This is a genomic window from Bradyrhizobium sp. P5_C11_2, assembly GCF_054049755.1.
In genome coordinates, this window is sequence record NZ_JBFULT010000068.1 from 16066 (window position 1) to 34346 (window position 18281).

An 18281-nucleotide genomic window follows, 5' to 3' on the forward strand; every position below is an offset into this window, starting at 1 on the left:
CAACCTGGACGTCCGGGATATGTCCGGGCATCACGAATGGTGCCACCATGCTGCGGATATCCCGCGATCTCGTCATCGACGAGGACGACATCGAGATCGGCTTCGTCCGCGCCTCCGGCCCGGGCGGGCAGAACGTCAACAAGGTCGCGACCTCGGCGCAACTGCGTTTCGACACGCGCAAGCTCACCTTGCCCGAGGATGCCAGCCTGCGCCTTGCCCGCCTCGCCGGCCAGCGCATGACCAAGGACGGCGTGATCGTGATCCAGGCACAGCGCTTCCGCACCCAGGAACGCAACCGCCAGGACGCCATCGACCGGCTCGTCGAGATCCTGAGCGAGGCGATGATACGGCCGAAGCCGCGGCGCGCGACACGGCCGACCTTCGGCTCCAAGCAGCGCCGGCTTGAAGGCAAGAAGCGCCGCAGCGACGTCAAGGCCGGACGCGGTGGCGGCCGCGGCTTCGACGACTGACCGACCCGGACATTGACCAAGAAACCTCCGGCCGCCGGGCGACCGGAGGTTTGCTGTGGTGGGTGGCGTCAGTAACGCTTGCCGGCGCTGGTGCCCGAGGCGGCATCGTCGACCGTCCCCTTGTGCGCTGCGCTACCGGTGGTGCCGACCGTGCCCTTCGTCCCTTTGGTCGACTTCATACCCGTCTTCTCGCCCGCAGCGCCCGGCTGCGCGGCCAAATCCTCGTCATCGCTGCTCGGGGCGCCGCCCTGCATGGTCTTGCCTTGCGCGCCACCGCGCAACTTGGAGTCGGACGGCGCGCCTTGCGCAAGAACCGGCCCCACCAGCAGTGCCGAGAGAGCGCATGCGATCACAGAGGTCTTCATCAACTTCATCCATTTCTCCTGGATTGGTTCGCGATGAACGGTTCGGCGTATCCCCAACGCCGTTCGCCTGGACCGGACCGTCTCACCGCGCCGAGATTCGAACGGCGCGGCCCCATGCAACCCGCGTCGTGTGGTCATCGTTTAGGAATTTCGCGGCCATTTCGCGGAAATGCTTTCCTCATATGCGGCGGCGCGGAACACGCGCAGGCCGCGAGCCCCTCGCGTTTGACGGACTAACGGCTTCGACAACGAAACAGCCCGCTACTACCACCGCAGGTTTGGTCGCGCCTAGAGTTTGCGCACGCTGCGTTGATGTGGATGGGCAGGCTCTTGACGATGCGGGCAGTCGTGCTGGGATTGTGCACCGCAGTGGTGCTGGTGGTGCGGGTCACCCACGCACAGATGCCCTTGCCGGCCGCAAAGCCGCCGGATGGCGCGACACTCTTCAAGCAGCAATGCGCGGTGTGCCACACCACGAACCTGTCGGAACCGATGCGGCAAGGTCCGCCGCTGGTCAGGATCGTGGGACGGCCAGCCGGCAAGGTCGAAGGATTTCATTACTCCGACAGCCTGGCGAAAGCGGACTTCGCCTGGGACGAGGCCAGGCTCGACGCCTGGCTGACCAATCCGCAGGCCGTCATTCCCGGCGTGGTCATGGTCTACCGGCAGGCGAAGCCGGAGACGCGCGCCGCCATCATCGCCTTTCTCAGGGAGCAGAACTGAATGGCAAAGCCGGTCCATTCCATGATCCGCGTGCTCGACGAGGCGCGCTCGCTAGATTTCTACAAGCGCGCCTTCGGCCTCGAGGTCGCCGACCATCTGAAGTTCGCGGACTTCGCCCTGATCTATCTGCGTCACCCGTCCTCACCCTTCGAGGTGGAGCTGACGGTCAATTTCGATCGCAAGGAAGCCTACGCGCTCGGCGACGGTTACGGCCATCTCGCCGTGGTGGTCGACGATCTCGATGCCGAGCATGCCCGCTTCGAGCGCGAGAAGCTCGCACCGGGCCCCTTACGCGACTTCAAGCACGACGGCAGGACGCTGGCGCGCTTCTTCTTCGTCAGCGATCCCGATGGCTACAAGATCGAGGTGATCCAGCGGGGCGGACGTTTCAACTGATCAACTCACAAAAATCCAAATCACAAAAATACGGAGGAAATGCCATGAGAGAAGTCGATCGTCGAAGCAAGCACAGCCGCCGCGTCTTTCTCAAGGGCGCGGCGGCGGCCGTGCCGGTCGCAGCTGCCGCGACCAGTGTTGCCGTCAGCATCGAGGGCGCCTGGGCCGATGACTCCAGCGCGCTTTCGCCTGCGACGATGAAGACGCTGCTGAAGGTCGCGCGCGACATCTATCCGCACGACGTGCTCGGCGACAGCTACTACATCACCGCGATCAAGCCGTGGGACGGCAAGGCGGCCAAGGACCCCGCCGTCAAGATCCTGATCAGCGACGGCATCACACGGCTCGATCAGAACGCGCGCGATCGCCACAAGGTGGCTTACGCCGAAGTGCCATGGGAGGCCGACCGCGTGGTGCTCTTGAAGGAGATCGAGCAGAGCGACTTCTTCCAGAAGGTGCGCGGCGACCTCATCGTCTCGCTCTACAACCAGAAAGAGGTCTGGCCGCGGTTCGGCTACGAGGGCTCCTCCGCCGAGCATGGCGGCTACATCAACCGCGGCTTTGCCGACATCGACTGGCTGCCGAAAGCTTAGGTCGCACCCCAACGGTTCAGGAGAACGCATATGGCAAAATTCGATCTGAACGACTCCAGCGTTGTGGTGATCGTCGGCTCCGGTGCCGGCGGCGGCACGCTGGGCAACGAGCTGGCGCAGAAGGGCGTCAAGGTCGTCATTCTCGAGGCCGGTCCGCGCATCGAGAACCAGGACTTCACCAACGACGAGTGGGACAGTTTCTCCCAGCTGGCCTGGACCGATGCCCGCACCACGTCGGGAACATGGCGCGTCGCCAAGGATTTTTCGGGCCTCCCCGCCTGGATCGTCAAGGCGGTCGGCGGCTCCACGGTGCATTGGGCCGGCGCGTCGCTGCGCTTCGACGAGCACGAGTTCAGGGTGAAGAGCACCTACGGCAACATTCCCGGCGCCAATCTGCTGGACTGGCCGGTGACGCTGGCGGAGATGGAGCCGTGGTACGCCAAGGCCGAGAACAAGATGGGCGTGACCCGTACCAACGGCATTCCCGGGCTTCCCGGCAACAATAATTTCAAGGTGCTCGAAGCCGGCGCGAAGAAGCTCGGCTACAAGACCGTGCACACCGGCAACATGGCGATCAACAGCCAGCCGCGCGACGGACGCGGCTCGTGCCAGCAGATCGGCTTCTGCTTCCAGGGCTGCAAATCCGGCGCGAARTGGTCGACGCTCTACACCGAGATCCCCAAGGGCGAGGCGACCGGCAATCTCGAGGTGCGGCCGAGCAGCATGGCGGTCAAGATCGAGCATGATTCCAGCGGCAAGGTGACCGGCGTCGTCTACGCCGACGAGACTGGCGCGATGCAACGCCAGAAGGCCCGCATCGTCGCGGTGGCCGGCAATTCGATCGAAAGCCCGCGGCTGCTGCTCAACAGCGCCTCGACCACGTTCCCCGACGGTCTTGCCAATTCATCGGGACAGGTCGGCCGCAACTACATGCGCCACATGACCGGCAGCGTCTATGCGGTGTTCGAGAAATCGGTGCACATGTATCGCGGCACCACGATGGCCGGCATCATCCGCGACGAGGCCGCCAACAATCCGAAGCGCGGCTTCGTCGGCGGCTACGAGATGGAGACGCTGTCGATCGGCCTGCCCTTCATGGCGGCCTTCCTCAATCCCGGCGCCTGGGGCCGTCCGTTCACGTCAGCGCTCGACGGCTATCCCAGGATGGCCGGCATGTGGCTCGTCGGCGAGGACATGCCGCAGGAGACCAACCGCATCACGCTCGATCCGACCGTGAAGGACAAGTTCGGACAACCGGTCGCGAGCGTGCATTTCGACGATCATCCCAACGACCTCGCGATGCGCGCGCACGCCTACAAGCAGGGGGCGGCGGTCTACGACGCCGTCGGCGCCACCGTGACCTATCCGACGCCGCCCTATCCGAGCACGCACAATCTCGGCACCAACCGGATGAGCGAGAAACCGCGCGACGGCGTGGTCAACAAGTTCGGGCAGAGCCACGACGTCAAGAACCTGTTCGTCTCCGACGGCAGCCAGTTCACCAGCGGCGCGGCCTGCAATCCGACGCTGACCATCGTCGCTCTCGCGATCCGGCAGGCCGACTACATCGCCGGCGCGATGCAGAAGAAGGAGATTTGATCCTACATTGCATCGTGCTCGCCGGGGCGACTTTGAGGAGGGATTGCGTATCCACACTCAAGGTGTCGTCCCGGCGAAGGCCGGGACCCATAGCCACAGGGCCCAGTTTGGCGAAGATTAGGCGTTCGGTACTCCTATCTTCTGCAACCGATAGATCACGCGGTATGGGTCCCGGCCTTCGCCGGGACGACATCGAGGGTGCAGCTCGCACGATAGCCGCTATTCAGCCGCATCGAGAATCGGCGCAACAGAGCGCTTGAAATCCTGCACCGGCACCATGCTCCTGGATCGATAGATCAGGCAGGAGCAGCGCAGCAGCGAGGCGAAATTGTTGACCTCGCCATGATGGTCGAGCACCTCGTTGTAGAGCGTGGTGAGGAATTTGCCGAGGCTCATGCTTTCCTTGGCCGCGATCTCCTCCAGCGTGTCCCAGAACGCCATTTCCAGCCGGATCGAAGTGCAATGACCGTCGATCCGCAGCGAGCGGGTCTGGGATTCGTAGTCGCGTTGGGGCTGGTGCGCGAACAAATGGCACATGGCGTCCTCCCGTCCTGTTGCCGTTTTTTCACGATGCTACACCCGTGCCCGGCCCCTCACAATTGGGACCGTGGCGGGATCTCCGGTTCGCGATTTCCGCGAACGCCCAATGTCTTCAATGTGATAGATATCCTTCTTCCCCAGCCCGCCACGTTGCTGTTGCTCAACACATGCTTTTGACGCATCAGGGCCTAGAATAGCGCCGTCAGCGAATCCAAATCGAAAGCCCCATGCCCGTCCGCCAATTGCCAGAGCAGGTCGTCAACCGCATCGCCGCCGGCGAGGTGGTCGAACGTCCCGCAAGCGTGGTCAAGGAGCTCGTCGAGAACGCGATCGATGCCGGCGCGAGCCGGATCGACGTCTTCACCGATGGCGGCGGGCGGCGCCGGATCGGTATCACCGACGATGGCGGCGGCATGACCGCCAGGGACCTGTCGCTCGCGGTGGAGCGCCACGCCACCTCCAAGCTCGACGACGAGGACCTGCTGCAGATCCGCACGCTCGGGTTCCGCGGCGAGGCGCTGCCTTCGATCGGATCGGTGGCGCGGCTGTCGATCACCACGCGGCATGCGAGCGAGCCGCATGCCTGGGCACTCACCGTCGAGGGCGGCGAGAAGTCCGAGATCATGCCGGCGGCACTCGCACATGGCACGCGCGTCGAGGTCAACGACCTCTTCTACGCGACGCCGGCGCGGCTGAAGTTTCTCAAGACCGACCGCACCGAGGCCGAGGCGATCCGCGAGGTGGTGCGACGGCTGGCGATGGCGCGGCCCGATATCGCCTTCACGCTGGCGGGCGAGGAGCGTGCGCCGGTGACCTGGGCGGCGGCCCTGCCCGGCGCGGCCGGACGCCTGACGCGGCTCGGCGATATTCTGGGGGCGGAGTTTCGCAGCCATGCCATCGAGGTCCATGCCGAGCGCGAGGGCGTTGTGGTCGCCGGCTATGCCGCGGCCCCGGCGCTCACCAAAGCCAACGCGCTCGGGCAGTATCTCTTCGTCAACGGCCGCCCGGTGCGCGACAAGCTGATCCTCGGCGCCGTGCGCGCGGCCTATTCCGACTATCTGCCGCGCGACCGCCATCCGGTGCTGGCGCTGTTCGTCACGCTCGACCCGCGCGAGGTCGACGCCAACGTGCATCCGGCCAAGACCGAGGTACGCTTCCGCAATGCCGGCCTGGTGCGTGCGCTGATCGTRCACGGATTGAAGGAAGGGCTCGCGCGCGAGGGCAGGCGCACCGCGGCCAACAGCGGCGGCAGCGCGCTGTCGTCGTTCCGGCCCGCCTTCACGCCGCGCCCGGCAAGCTGGGACTGGCGGCAGTCGCCATCCGCTCCCGCCGCGCCGCTGCCGTCCTTCGACGGCGCCGCCGCGCCCGCCTTCGCGGAGCGGGCCCAGGCCGCGTTCGACGTCGGCGCGCCGAGCGCGGACGTGCGGATCGACGCGCAGCCCGTGGGCGATCTGGTCGACCGTCCGCTGGGAGCCGCGCGCACGCAGCTGCATGAGACCTACATCGTCGCGCAGACCCGCGACGGCCTGATCATCGTCGACCAGCATGCCGCCCATGAGCGCATCGTCTATGAGCGGCTGAAGGCGTCGCTCGCCGCAAATGGCGTGCAGCGGCAGATCCTGCTGATCCCCGAAATCGTCGAGATGGACGAGGCCACGGTGGAGCGGCTGCTCGCGCGCGGCGACGAGCTTGCCTCGTTCGGTCTCGCGATCGAATCCTTCGGCCCCGGCGCGGTCGCAGTGCGCGAGACGCCCTCGCTGCTCGGCAAGGCCAATGCCGGCGGGCTGCTGCGCGATCTCGCCGAGCACATGGCCGAATGGGACGAGGCGTTGCCGCTGGAGCGCCGCCTGATGCATGTCGCCGCCACCATGGCCTGCCACGGCTCGGTGCGCGCCGGCCGCAGGCTGAGGCCGGAAGAGATGAACGCCCTGCTCCGCGAAATGGAGGACACCCCGAACTCCGGCCAGTGCAACCACGGCCGCCCAACCTATGTCGAGCTGAAGCTTGCGGATGTCGAGAAGCTGTTTGGAAGACGGTGATGTCGTAGGGTGGATTAGCCGAAGGCGTAATCCACCACTTTGGTTTCCGCAGAGACAGAAGCGGTGGGTTACGCTTCGCTAACCCACCCTACGAAGCTACGATCTCTTCAGAAACACGAACTCCGTGTCGTCATAAGCGCGCCGCTCCAGCTCCTCGTAGCCTTCAGGCGCCACAAACTGCGCAGCCTTCGCCTCCTCGACCACCAGCAGCGCGCCCGGCGTGAGCCAACCGCCGTCGCGCAAGCTGACGAGCGCCTTGTCGGCAAAACCCTTGCCGTAGGGCGGATCGAGGAACACCAGCGCGAACGGCTCGACAGGGTGCGCCGGGCCGAGATCGGTCGCGTCGCGGCGATAGACCTTGGTCGTGCCGCCGAGGCCCAGCGCCTCGACATTGTTGCGCAACAGCGCGCGCGCCTCGGCGCCATTGTCGACGAACAGCGTGAATTTTGCGCCACGCGAGGCCGCCTCGATGCCGAGCGCGCCGGTGCCGGCGAAGAGGTCGAGCACGCGCGCGTCCTGGATCGGATCGTCATAGGCGTGCACGAGAATGTTGAACACGGACTCGCGCAGGCGATCCGCCGTGGGGCGGATGTCGCGCGAGGACGGTGAGGCAAGATTGCGCCCCTTCAAGCGACCGCCGACGACGCGCAACCCTAGTCCTCCTTCGGCGTCAGATCGCGCTTGCCGTGATAGCCGCGCTTGGGACGACGCGGGGGACCGTAGCCGCTGGCCTCGGCCTCGTTGCGCTCGCGCGCTTCGTCGCTGCCGGTGCGCTGGACCAGCACACGGCGGCCCTTGCGGTCGTTGATCACGTCGCGCTTGCTGGCAGGCTTCTTCTCGCGCGGCGCTTCGGCGTCGTGTGAAGGAGATTTCTGCGGCACGTCGAACTGCGCGCCCGACTTCTCGATCACCTTGTCGCCGAGCTGATCGCGCAGCACGCGGGATTTGATCTCCTCGACCTGGCCTTCCGGGACCTCGCCGAGCTGGAACGGGCCGTAGGAGACGCGGATCAGCCGGTTCACCTCGAGCCCGAGATGGGCGCAGACGTTGCGCACCTCGCGGTTCTTGCCTTCGCGGATCGCGAACACCAGCCAGACATTGGCGCCCTGGTCGCGCTCCAGCGTCGCGTCGATCGGGCCGTATTTGACGCCCTCGACCTCGATGCCGTTCTTGAGCTGATCGAGTTGCGCCTGCGTGACCTCGCCATGGGCGCGGACACGGTAGCGGCGCAGCCAGCCGGTATCGGGCAGCTCGAGCGTGCGCGCGAGACCACCGTCATTGGTCAGCAGGAGCAGGCCTTCGGTGTTGAAGTCGAGCCGGCCGATCGAGATCAGCCGCGGYAGGCCTTCCGGCAGATTGTCGAACACGGTCGGACGGCCCTCGGGGTCGTCATGCGTGGTCATCAGCCCGCGCGGCTTGTGGTAGAGGAACAGCCGCGTGCGCTCGCGCTCAGGCAACGGCTTGCCGTCGACCGCGATGACATCGTTCTGGGTCACGTCGAGCGCCGGCGAGTTGATCACCCGGCCGTTGACGGTGACACGGCCCTGCGTGACCATGTCCTCGGCATCGCGCCGCGAGGCGAGGCCCGCACGCGACAGCACTTTGGCGATGCGCTCACCGGCCTTCTTCGGCTTCGGCTCCTCTTCGCGCCGGGGCCGGCGGTCGAAATCACGATCGCGCTCGCGATAGGCGCCGCGACCGCCGAACGCCGGACGCTTCTCAAAGATCCTGCTGTCGTCCTCGTTTTCGCGGCGCGGACGATCGCCGGAACGGCCTTCGCTGCGCGGATGCTCGTGCCAGTCGGAGCGGCCCTCGGAGCGCCCGCGCGGACGATCGAATTTCGGGCGGTCGCCGCCGCGCCCGCCACGCTCGCCATCGCCGTCACGACGGGGCCGATCGAATTTGGGGCGGTCATCGCGCGGGCGGTCGAACTTGGGGCGGTCGAATTTGGGCCGCTCGCGGAAGGGACGATCACCCGATGCGCGATCGTCGCGCGAACGCGAGAACCGGGGACGGTCGTCGCCGCCGCCTTCGCGCTTCTGCCAGGGCTTGTCTTCGCTGCGGTCACGGCCGCCGAAATCCTTGCGCGGACCCTTGCTGAAATCCTTCCGCGGCGGCCGGTCGCCGCGCGGAGCCGCATCGCGCTTCTGCCACGGTTTTGAATCACTGCGCTCGCCACGGTCGCGCGGACGGTCATTGCGATCACCGAAAGAGCGTGGCCGGTCGCTGCGGTCGGGTGCGCCGCGCGAAAACTTCCGCTCGCCGTCAAACTTGCGTTCCGGGCGCTCACCGCGCGGCGTGTAGGGCCGCTTGTCGCCGAACTTCTTGTCACCTGTCCGGGCGGCGGGGCGGGAGTCATCGCGATCACGGCTGCGCGGCGGACGGTCATCGCGCCCGAAGGACGGGCGATCGCCACGCGGCTTGAACGAGCGCTTCTCGCCGTCGCGCGATGGACGATCGGAAAATGACCGTTCGCCACGCGGCTTGAAGCTGCGCTCGCCACGCTCCTCACCGCCGCGGTCGTCGCGTTTGAATTTCGGACGGTCACCGAAGTCGCGGCGCGGGGCATTGCCCTCCTCGCGGCGGCGGAATGGACGGCTGTCGCGGTCGCCGCGGGGCGGGCGGGCGTCGCTGCTGCCCTCGGGGCCGCGCTTGGCGAACTTCTTCTCGGGGCCGCGCGGCTTGCCGGACCGACCCTTGGACGGTCCCTTGGGGGGCCCTCGCCGGCCGCGGGAATCGTTGTCTTTGTCGCTGTCGCGAGGCATGAATAATCTCACTTAGGGGGGTGGCCAAAAGCAATGTGCGCGCTCGTTTCGAGCCGCATGCTCAGGCAAATCCGGTATTCACTCTTGCTGAAGGCGCAGCTACTAGCAGGTTTCTGGCGATGATACGAGGCATGAAAGCCCCTTCTTTCATGGATTTGGCGCTCAAAACGGCCGAAAACGCCGGAAAATCGGGCGAAGTTCCGATCGGATGCGTCGTGGTCCGCAATTACGAGGTGATCGCGACCGCGGCGAACCGGACGCTGACCGATTACGACCCGACGGCCCATGCCGAGATCATTGCGCTGCGCGAGGCGGCCAGGAAAATCGGCAGCGAGCGCCTGGTCGACTGCGACCTCTACGTGACGCTGGAGCCATGCACCATGTGTGCGGGCGCGATCTCCTTTGCAAGGGTGCGGCGGCTCTATTACGGCGCGGCCGACCCCAAGGGCGGCGCGGTCGAGTCCGGCGTGCGGTTCTTCGCGTCGCCGACCTGCCATCACGTCCCGGACGTCTATTCCGGGGTCGGCGAGAGCGAAGCGGCGCGGCTGCTCAAGGACTTCTTTCGGGAGCGGCGTTAAGGCGCGAGGAAGAACTCCCGCAACGCCTTCGCGGTGACATCCGGATTCTCCTCCGTGAGGAAATGTCCGGAATCCACCGGCATGCCGTCGACATTGGTCGCCCATTGCTTCCAGGTGTCGAGCGGCGTGGCGGCGGCCTGGGCCACGCCGGCATTGCCCCACAGCGCCAGCATCGGAACCGTGATTTTCTTGCCGGCCTCGAAATCCGCCTTGTCGAGATCGTAGTCGAAATAGGCGCCGGCGCGATAATCCTCGCACATGGCGTGCACGCGGGCGGGATCGCGGAACGGCGCGATGTAATGTTCGAGCGCACGCGGGTCGATGGCGTCCAGCGTCTTCGACTTGGTCTGGCTCGCCATCTTGAAGCGCAGGAAGAACTCGCCGTTACTCGCGATCAGCGTCTCCGGCAGCGGATAGGGCTGCGCGAGGAAGGTCCAGTGATAGATCTTCAGCGCGTAGGCGCGGTTCATGCGCTCCCAGTAATTGTAGGTCGGCAGGATATCGAGCACGGCGAGCCGCGACAGCCGGCCGGGATGGTCGAGCGCAAGCCGGTAGGAGACCCGGCCGCCGCGGTCGTGGCCGGCGAGCGCGAAGTGCACGTGGCCAAGCCGTTCCATCACTTCCACCATGGCCTTCGCCATCGCGCGCTTGCTATAGGGCATGTGCAGCGCGTCGCTCTCGGGCATGTCGGACCAGCCATAGCCCGGCAGGTCGGGAATGATCAGGGTGAACTTGTCGGCGAGCTGCGGCGCGACGCGGTGCCACATCACATGCGTCTCGGAGAAGCCGTGCAGCAGCAACAGCGGCGGGCCCTTGCCGCCGACGCGCGCGAAAATGCGGCCGAAGGAAGTGTTGATCCATTCGGAGGCGAAGCCGGGGTAGAGGTCGGCGAGATCGGACATCTTCTGCATCCTTATCTGGTCATTCCCGGGCAGGGCCCAACCAAAATTATCGAAAAACAACCCCATGCAAAGTAGCACGGCGGTCCTCGGCAAGGGATGCTAACCCCAATCGCCGATTGCGCATTTTTCGAATGTCGTTATGGCGGCGCGATGGCGCGACAATCTCACGCGTCCGGTCGACGCGTTTTGCGCCGTTAGCGGAAAAACCGCAATCAGCCCTTGGCCTTCTCCGCTTCCACCGCCTGCCAGCCGATGTCGCGGCGGCAGAAACCTTCCGGCCAGCTGATGCGGTCGACGGCCTGATAGGCGCGGCCTTGCGCCTCCGTCACGGTCTTGCCGAGCGCGCAGACGTTGAGCACGCGGCCGCCATTGGCGAGGATCGCGCCATCCTGCGCCACCGTGCCGGCATGGAAGATCTCGACGGTGTCGACCTTCGCGGCGTCATCGAGCCCCTCGATCCGCGTGCCCTTCTGGTAGTCGCCGGGATAGCCCTTCGCCGCCATCACCACGGTGAGCGCGGATTCCGGATACCAGCGCAGATCGAAATGCTTCAACTCCCCGTCGCAGGCGGCGAGGAACGCCGGCACGATGTCCGACATCATGCGCAGCATCAGGACCTGGCACTCGGGATCGCCGAAGCGGACGTTGAACTCGAACAGTTTTGGGCCCTGCGTCGTCAGCATGATCCCGGCATAGAGGATGCCGCGGAACGGCGTGCCGCGCTGCTTCATGCCGGCGACCGTCGGCAAGATGATCTTCGCCATGATCGCGTCGTGGATCGCCGGCGTCACCAGCGGCGTCGGCGAATAGGCGCCCATGCCGCCGGTGTTCGGCCCGACGTCGTGGTCGAACACCCGCTTGTGGTCCTGGGCGGAGGCCAGCGGAATGGCGGTCTCGCCGTCGCAGAGCGCGAAGAAGCTGATCTCGCGGCCCGGCAGAAACTCCTCGATCACGACCTCGGCGCCGGCCTCGCCAAACGCGCCCTCGAACATCATGGCGATGGCGTCCTCGGCCTCGCGCACCGTCTTGGCGACGACCACGCCCTTGCCGGCGGCAAGGCCGTCGGCCTTGACCACGATCGGTGCGCCCTGGCTCTGGACGTAGGCGCGCGCGTCAGCGGCGTTGGTGAAGCGCTTGTAGGCGCCGGTCGGAATGCCGAATTCGGTGCAGAGCGCCTTGGTGAAGCCCTTGGAGCTTTCGAGCTGCGCTGCCGCCCCGCTGGGCCCGAACGCCTTGATGCCGGCGGCGGTGAGATCATCGACGATGCCGGCGGCAAGCGGCGTCTCCGGGCCGACCACGACGAGCTCGACCGCATTCGTCTTGCAGAAGTCGATCACCGCGGCATGGTCGGCGACATCGAGCGCCACGCACTCCGCCTCGCGCGCGATGCCGGCATTGCCCGGCGCGCACCAGAATTTCGTCACCAGGGGAGAGGCCGCGATCTTCCATGCGAGGGCATGTTCACGGCCGCCGGAACCGAGCAGGAGAATGTGCATACGAGGCTCAGAATGAGGGGTTTGGCTTGCCGCGTCGGTCGCACGAATCGTCGCAGGTCTCAAGGGGTGTTGCCCCACCCTCCCCGTCATTCCGGGCTCGTCGCTGCGCGACGCCCCGGAATAACGACGGGGTTAGAACGGCTTCCCCGCAATGATCTCCTGCAACGTCGCGACATGCCGCGCGAACGCCCCTCGGCCCGCGGCTGTCGCGGTGACCGTGGTCTGCGGCTTCTTGCCGACGAAGGCCTTTTCGACCGAGACGTAGCCGGCCTTCGCCAGGGTCTCGATATGTGCGCCGAGATTGCCGTCGGTCGCACCCGTCAGCTTCTTCAGCCGCGAGAACTCCAGGCCAGAGGACACGGGCAGCGCGTTCAGCGCCGCCATGATCTTGAGGCGCAACGGCTGGTGGATGATGTCGTCGAGCTCGGCCACGGTTAATTTCGGCGCATCCAGAGACCGCCGACGATCAGCCCGCCGCCGTTGACGGCCGCCATCCACGGCAACAGCGATGTCCCCGGGATGGAGAAATATCCGATCAGTGTCAGCGCGATGATGGTCGCGCCGATCACGAGGAAGCCGTGGCCGAACCGGACTCCTGCCATCATGCCGAACAGCATGATGTAGATCGGCCAGAACACCGTTTGCTGGCGCAGCGTGAACTTGCCGAAATAGCAGCAGAAGATGCCGAAGGCGGCGATCAGCAAAAACGTCAGCAGATTGCGGCTGTCGAACACGCGGATGCGGTTCTTCGAAAGATGATAGGCGCTGAGCGCAATGAGGCCGATGGTCGAGGCGGCGTATACTGCGAACCAGAAATAGAGTCCGTAACGCGGCCAGAACCACGCTGCGATGTCGTCGGCAAACGGCAGTACGCCCCACATCAGCAGGACGACACCGGAGACCAGGTAGATCTGCGACCGCCGCGCGGGGCGAACGGTATCCGCACTGTCGTTCAGCGGTTCGGAAGCCTGCTTGCTGTCAATCACGGCAGCGCTCCTTCTTGGGCAATGGGTGCAGGTCGGGTAGCCCGCCCACCGCGCACATGGCCCATGTCAGTCCGTTCAACACGCCGCACAGCCACCGACCCGCCAAGCAAATTATCAATAGATTACTCTATATGGCAGAGAACTCTTTCATTCAATCGCCGGATTGGCGCCGCGCGGCGAAAATCCTTAACGTCGGGCCTGACCCCAACATGCCGAATCGTTTGCCGATGCCGCCTGCGGAACAACTGCTCAACGCCCCCGAATTCACCGTTTCCGAGCTCTCCCAGTCCCTGAAGCGGACGGTGGAGGACGCCTTTGGCCATGTCCGGGTTCGCGGCGAGATCTCGGGCTTTCGCGGCGCCCACTCCTCCGGCCACTGCTATTTCGCGCTCAAGGACGAGAGCGCCAAGATCGAGGCGGTGATCTGGAAGGGCGTGCACGGGCGGATGCGCTTCAAGCCGCAGGAAGGGCTCGAGGTCATCGCCACCGGCAAGCTCACGACCTATCCGGGCTCCTCGAAGTACCAGATCGTGATCGAGGCGCTGGAGCCGGCCGGCATCGGCGCGCTGATGGCGCTGATGGAGGAGCGCAAGAAGAAGCTCGCCGCCGAAGGCCTGTTCGACGAGGCGCGCAAGCAGCTGCTGCCCTGGCTGCCGGAGGTGATCGGCGTGGTGACGTCACCGACCGGCGCCGTCATCCGCGACATCCTGCACCGGCTCGAGGACCGTTTCCCCCGCCATGTGCTGGTGTGGCCGGTCAAGGTGCAGGGCGAAGGCTCGGCCGAGCAGGTCGCAGCCGCGATCCGCGGCTTCAACGCGCTGCCCGAAGGCGGCAAGATTCCGCGGCCGGACGTCCTGATCGTGGCGCGCGGCGGCGGCTCGCTGGAGGACCTCTGGTCGTTCAACGAGGAGATCGTGGTGCGTGCCGCGGCCGAGAGCATGATCCCGCTGATCTCGGCGGTGGGCCACGAGACCGACATCACGCTGATCGACTTCGTCGCCGACAAGCGCGCGCCGACGCCGACGGCCGCCGCCGAGATGGCGGTGCCGGTGCGCAGCGATCTGTTCGTCGAGGTCGCCGATCTCGCCCGCCGCACCCGCGCCTATTGGCAGCGTGCCCATGAAAGCCGCCGCAACGAGCTGCGTGCTGCTGCGCGCGCACTGCCCGCGGCCGGCGATCTTCTGGCGATCCCGCGGCAACGGCTGGATTCGGCAGGCTCCGCCCTGCCCCGCGGCTTGAAAGCCAACACGCATGCGCATTTCCGCCGGTTTACCGCCGCGGGCGCCAAGCTGACGCTGCGGGTGCTGCACGGGCAGATCTCGCAGGCCGATCACCGGCTCACCGTGTGCGGCGAGCGGCTCGGCCTGTCCGCGCGGTCGCTGTTGCGGCAGCGGCGCGACCGCTTTGCCGGTCTCGAGGTGCGGCTGCGTGCCTCAAAACTCTCCAACGCGCAGGCGCAGCGCAATGCGATTGCCCGCCAGCGCGAGCGCACGCATCGTCTGGCCGAACGTGCCAACCGTGCGCTGGTGACGCTGTTGCAGCGGCTCGACGCCCGCGTCGAGGCCAGCGGCAAGCTGCTCTCGGCGCTGTCCTATCGCGGTGTGCTCGCCCGCGGGTTTGCGCTGGTGCGCGACGAGGCCGGGCATCCGCTGCATTCGGCAGACAGCGTCGGGCCCGGCGCACGCGTCGAGATCGAGTTCGCGGACGGACGTGTCGCGGCGACCGCGGATCCGGATCGCCCGGCACCCGCCACAAAGCGCGCACCATCGCAACCGAAGCCGGCCGCGCAGGAGACAAAACCCGCGCCCAAGCGCGTGGGCAAGCCGGTGGATCAGGGCAGCTTGTTTTAAAGCGCGAGGACGCTCTGCCCCACCCTCGGTGTCATTCCCCGCGAAAGCGGGGAATCCAGTACGCCGCAGCTTCTCAGTGACTCACAAACGTCCCGGAATACTGGATCGCACTTCGCGGGCGATGACAGCGAGTTGGCGGGGGCGCGCGTGCCACACACTCGCTGTCGTCCCGGCGAAGGCCGGGCCCCAAAACCCCAAGGAGGAGTGGGGCGAAGACTCGTCGTGGCGAGCTGCGGCGCGCCGGCGTGGGCTTCGAACAGGAAGATCGCGACGGTGAAGACGATCAGTGCGGAGGAGAACAGGACGATGCGGTTGCGCATGTGGATGCGTTTAGTCCACATCGTGGTCGAATGATGGCGACGCCGCATGCTGAAACCGGCGTGAGGCACGATCCGTAGATTCACGGTCGGCCATTATCCGTGCAGGGCGGTGGTCGATGCGGGGCTGTCCGCTTCGATCGTTGTTCCCCGGGCGGTCCCGCTTTGGAAGCCCGTAGCCCGGATGAAGCGAAGCGTAATCCGGGGTCGCGTGTTGAGATTCCCGGATTTCGCTTCGCTTCATCCGGGCTACGAGACCACCATCACCGCGCCAGCCACTCCGCAACCTGCTTCTGCGAATCCGCGCGCGCCTGCGTGTCGGTGCCGAGATGGCCGTGCTCGGGTGCGGCAGCGTCGGTGCCGCCGGCAGCTGCGTGCAGCGGCGTGTTGGCGCGGTCGAAATCGTGATAGGCGCCGGGATAGACCACGATACGCGCGAGCGCGCTGCGGCCATGCGCACCCTCGACCATCTGGCGGCAGGCCGGCGGCGACGACACGTCGTCATTGGCGCCGATCAAAACCAGCGTCGGTACCCGCGTGCTCCAGCCAAGGCCGGCGGAAATCCGGCAGTCCGGATAGAACGCGATCGCGGCGCGGAAATCCGGACCAGCGTCGCGCGTCGCGCTCTGCGGACGCACCGCCCACAGCAGCGCGCTGGCGCCGTTGGCCCAGCCGATCAGGCTGACGCGGTCGCGCGCCACCCAGTCCTGCTTCATCAGCCAGGCGCGCGCCGCCGCGACGTCGGCGACACGCTCGCGCCGCGCCTTGACGCGCATCTCCTTGACGCGGCATTGCGGCCCGAGCTCGCGCGAGCCGTAGCTGTCGGGCAGCAGCACCGCGTTACCGKCCTTGAGCAGCCGCTCGGCCCAGTCGCGATAGCGCGGCAGCACGGACTCGGAATGGCTGCCGAGGCCGCCACAGCCGTGCAGCGCGATCACCGTCGGAAACGGCCCCTCACCCTCGGGCTTGTAGAGCTGCGCGTGCAGGATTCCGGAAGCGAGCGGAATGTCGACCTGCTGCGGCGCCGGCGCCGCGTGCGCGGCCGACATCAGCAGCATCAGAAACAGGGCGGTCAGTCGAAGGCGCATCGGACTCTGCCGTATCAGGCGCCGGTCTCAAGCGAGCCGGAACCAGCGATCCTTCGCCGCAGCACTATCATGCGCAAACAGCGGCAAAACATCACAAATCGGTGGGTTTGACGGGCGGACAAGGCATCTTATTTATGCTAGATCGAATTCACCAAATCATGCCCTCCAGGGTTTTCCACGGAGAGCCCTTTTCACGGAGACTATCGACCGTGCTGAACAAGTTCGGCCCCTCCGGCCACGGCGAAGCGCAGGTACAATATCTCGACGGCGACTTCCGCGTGATCTCGCCGGGGACCTATGTCCGTTGCGCGATCACCGACACGCGGATCCCGCTCGACGAACTGAAATACTGGAGCGTGGACCTGCAGGAGGCCTACGCCACGCCCGCCGCGGTGCTGCAGCGGCATTTCCCCGGCGCGCCGAAGCCGCAGCCGTAAGGCCACGGGCGCGCGCCTATTGCGGCTCCGCCCCATCGCCGCCGACACACGTCTTGATGAAATTCTTCCGGGGCTCGCCGACGACCTTCTGGTCGATCGCCTGCTTCAGGCAATCGACGCGCGCCTGCGCCATGCAGAGCTGCATCTGATCGCGCTTGTCCTGCCCTTTCAGCGCCTGCGTCGTTGCGAGGCAGGTCACCCGCTTGGTGGCGGGAACCGGCACGGTGGCCGTCGGGGCGGGTGCGGCTGGCGGCGACGTCTGCGCGAGCACTGGCGCAATGATCAGACACACGAGGCTGGCGGCGACGGCCGCGGACGGAAGTTTCATCGAATTCTCCTGGTCGTCCGAACTGGTAGGAGTTTTGCGATGAATGCCGCGTGAATGGCAGGCGGCCGCTGCGGCGGCAAAGCGCAGCTGCCCTGCGGCGTCGCACGAGCCGTGCAGCTTAGCGCGAGCACGGGGATGGTCTGCGCCGGCGCCGCGACGATTCGTGCGCCTGAACCGTGAGTCGCACAGCACATGATCTCCGTCGCGCCGATCCGCGTTGCATCGAGTCGTGCTTGCACTCCGTGGTAAGTCATTTCGCGCTGTGGTGGAGTTTTCGTTGCGGTTCGGCGCCCTTAAGTTGTTTGACGAAGTCTTGCTGAAACAGAGGGCTGCTATGGTGCACGTTAGGTAATTAGCCCTGTTGTTTTTATCGCACAGACGATCAAGTCAACCAAACGGCCATTGAGCTTTGGAATTGGCACAGTCTGTGAACGGGCTCATATCGAAGAGCCATCTGACGGGCTACGATCACCTCGAAAATTCGCGGTGGAATACCTGTAAATCGAGAGTCAAACGATGGGGGTGATCATGCCCACCATATTGGACCTGCTCTATCGTGAATATTGCCGCGCCCGCCTCGCTGAAATGCGGAAACAGCTGCTGATCGCAGCTGAACGCTCCGACGCTCGAGAAGCGGATCATCATCCAGCGGATCAGGGTGACGTCGACAGGACGGACACACTCCGCAAAACCGGTCACGGCGCTTCGAATTAAAGCGACCTCAGGACCGACGACCTCTCCCGCGTAGCAGTGACCAAGCAATTGGCAACAGTTTGGGAGGAAGCAATGAATACACCCGAATGCTATAC

General features: G+C 65.9%; 20 protein-coding genes. 9 read left to right on the forward strand and 11 right to left on the reverse strand.

The window, feature by feature from the left end; translation table 11 throughout:
* Nucleotides 1-47: 47 nt before the first annotated feature.
* Nucleotides 48-470, forward strand: coding sequence for an alternative ribosome rescue aminoacyl-tRNA hydrolase ArfB (gene arfB / locus ACXJL8_RS10025; RefSeq protein ID WP_456617553.1), 423 nt, complete (start codon nt 48-50; stop codon nt 468-470).
* A gap of 68 nt (nt 471-538) precedes the next feature.
* Here arfB and ACXJL8_RS10030 read toward each other — a convergent pair whose 3' ends face one another.
* Nucleotides 539-844 carry a hypothetical protein gene (locus ACXJL8_RS10030; protein ID WP_456617552.1) on the reverse strand — a complete coding sequence of 102 codons (306 nt, stop codon included), beginning with the start codon at nt 842-844 and terminating at the stop codon, nt 539-541.
* A 327-nt stretch (nt 845-1171) separates the two neighbouring features.
* On the opposite strand from ACXJL8_RS10030, the gene ACXJL8_RS10035 reads away from it, so the two are divergent.
* Genes ACXJL8_RS10035 through ACXJL8_RS10050 form a run of 4 tightly spaced genes read left to right on the forward strand, consistent with a single transcriptional unit; the run spans nt 1172 to nt 4146 of the window.
* The gene (locus tag ACXJL8_RS10035; RefSeq protein WP_456617568.1) at nt 1172-1558 is read left to right on the forward strand and encodes a c-type cytochrome; all 387 of its coding nucleotides are present in this window, start codon (nt 1172-1174) and stop codon (nt 1556-1558) included.
* Nucleotides 1559-1954: a VOC family protein gene (locus tag ACXJL8_RS10040; protein WP_456684944.1), complete on the forward strand. Its 396-nt coding sequence runs from the start codon at nt 1559-1561 to the stop codon at nt 1952-1954.
* 44 nt (nt 1955-1998) lie between these two features.
* Complete coding sequence (locus ACXJL8_RS10045; protein WP_456617550.1) at nt 1999-2547, forward strand: gluconate 2-dehydrogenase subunit 3 family protein; 549 nt, start codon at nt 1999-2001, stop codon at nt 2545-2547.
* Nucleotides 2548-2577: 30 nt separating this feature from the next.
* On the forward strand, nt 2578-4146 hold the full coding sequence (locus tag ACXJL8_RS10050; RefSeq protein WP_456617549.1) for a GMC family oxidoreductase: 1569 nt from the start codon (nt 2578-2580) through the stop codon (nt 4144-4146).
* 219 nt (nt 4147-4365) lie between these two features.
* On the opposite strand, the gene ACXJL8_RS10055 is transcribed toward ACXJL8_RS10050, so the two are convergent.
* Nucleotides 4366-4683: a ribbon-helix-helix domain-containing protein gene (locus tag ACXJL8_RS10055; protein ID WP_456617548.1), complete on the reverse strand. Its 318-nt coding sequence runs from the start codon at nt 4681-4683 to the stop codon at nt 4366-4368.
* A 230-nt stretch (nt 4684-4913) separates the two neighbouring features.
* Here ACXJL8_RS10055 and mutL point away from each other — a divergent pair, with 230 nt between their 5' ends.
* On the forward strand, nt 4914-6725 hold the full coding sequence (gene mutL, locus ACXJL8_RS10060) for a DNA mismatch repair endonuclease MutL (RefSeq protein WP_456617547.1): 1812 nt from the start codon (nt 4914-4916) through the stop codon (nt 6723-6725).
* A 96-nt stretch (nt 6726-6821) separates the two neighbouring features.
* Here the strand turns inward: mutL and rsmD are convergent, their stop codons facing one another.
* Together rsmD and ACXJL8_RS10070 are read right to left on the reverse strand one after the other, a co-directional pair.
* Nucleotides 6822-7376, reverse strand: coding sequence for a 16S rRNA (guanine(966)-N(2))-methyltransferase RsmD (rsmD, locus tag ACXJL8_RS10065; RefSeq protein WP_456617546.1), 555 nt, complete (start codon nt 7374-7376; stop codon nt 6822-6824).
* A 2-nt stretch (nt 7377-7378) separates the two neighbouring features.
* Nucleotides 7379-9490: a pseudouridine synthase gene (locus ACXJL8_RS10070; protein WP_456617545.1), complete on the reverse strand. Its 2112-nt coding sequence runs from the start codon at nt 9488-9490 to the stop codon at nt 7379-7381.
* A gap of 119 nt (nt 9491-9609) precedes the next feature.
* On the opposite strand from ACXJL8_RS10070, the gene ACXJL8_RS10075 reads away from it, so the two are divergent.
* On the forward strand, nt 9610-10068 hold the full coding sequence (locus tag ACXJL8_RS10075; RefSeq protein WP_456617567.1) for a nucleoside deaminase: 459 nt from the start codon (nt 9610-9612) through the stop codon (nt 10066-10068).
* Here ACXJL8_RS10075 and ACXJL8_RS10080 read toward each other — a convergent pair.
* The 4 genes from ACXJL8_RS10080 to ACXJL8_RS10095 form a co-directional block, all read right to left on the reverse strand.
* Complete coding sequence (locus tag ACXJL8_RS10080; RefSeq protein WP_456617544.1) at nt 10065-10970, reverse strand: alpha/beta fold hydrolase; 906 nt, start codon at nt 10968-10970, stop codon at nt 10065-10067. The genes ACXJL8_RS10075 and ACXJL8_RS10080 overlap by 4 nt on opposite strands.
* Before the next feature lie 212 nt (nt 10971-11182).
* The gene (gene purD, locus ACXJL8_RS10085; protein ID WP_456617543.1) at nt 11183-12466 is read right to left on the reverse strand and encodes a phosphoribosylamine--glycine ligase; all 1284 of its coding nucleotides are present in this window, start codon (nt 12464-12466) and stop codon (nt 11183-11185) included.
* Between the two features lie 132 nt (nt 12467-12598).
* Nucleotides 12599-12898: a winged helix-turn-helix domain-containing protein gene (locus ACXJL8_RS10090; RefSeq protein WP_456617542.1), complete on the reverse strand. Its 300-nt coding sequence runs from the start codon at nt 12896-12898 to the stop codon at nt 12599-12601.
* Nucleotides 12899-12900: 2 nt separating this feature from the next.
* On the reverse strand, nt 12901-13452 hold the full coding sequence (locus ACXJL8_RS10095) for a hypothetical protein (RefSeq protein WP_456617541.1): 552 nt from the start codon (nt 13450-13452) through the stop codon (nt 12901-12903).
* Between the two features lie 227 nt (nt 13453-13679).
* On the opposite strand from ACXJL8_RS10095, the gene xseA reads away from it, so the two are divergent.
* Nucleotides 13680-15302 (forward strand): exodeoxyribonuclease VII large subunit, encoded by a 1623-nt coding sequence (gene xseA / locus ACXJL8_RS10100; protein ID WP_456617566.1) that lies wholly within the window; start codon nt 13680-13682, stop codon nt 15300-15302.
* A 580-nt stretch (nt 15303-15882) separates the two neighbouring features.
* Here xseA and ACXJL8_RS10105 read toward each other — a convergent pair.
* Nucleotides 15883-16707: a dienelactone hydrolase family protein gene (locus ACXJL8_RS10105; protein ID WP_456684945.1), complete on the reverse strand. Its 825-nt coding sequence runs from the start codon at nt 16705-16707 to the stop codon at nt 15883-15885.
* A 209-nt stretch (nt 16708-16916) separates the two neighbouring features.
* Here ACXJL8_RS10105 and ACXJL8_RS10110 point away from each other — a divergent pair, with 209 nt between their 5' ends.
* Entirely contained in the window at nt 16917-17144 is a 228-nt protein-coding gene (locus tag ACXJL8_RS10110; RefSeq protein ID WP_456617538.1) for a DUF2093 domain-containing protein, read from the forward strand.
* Between the two features lie 16 nt (nt 17145-17160).
* Here the strand turns inward: ACXJL8_RS10110 and ACXJL8_RS10115 are convergent, their stop codons facing one another.
* Together ACXJL8_RS10115 and ACXJL8_RS10120 are read right to left on the reverse strand one after the other, a co-directional pair.
* Nucleotides 17161-17472, reverse strand: coding sequence for a hypothetical protein (locus ACXJL8_RS10115; RefSeq protein WP_456617537.1), 312 nt, complete (start codon nt 17470-17472; stop codon nt 17161-17163).
* A 468-nt stretch (nt 17473-17940) separates the two neighbouring features.
* The coding region (locus ACXJL8_RS10120) for a hypothetical protein (protein ID WP_456684946.1) at nt 17941-18281 on the reverse strand (341 nt) is incomplete at its 5' end.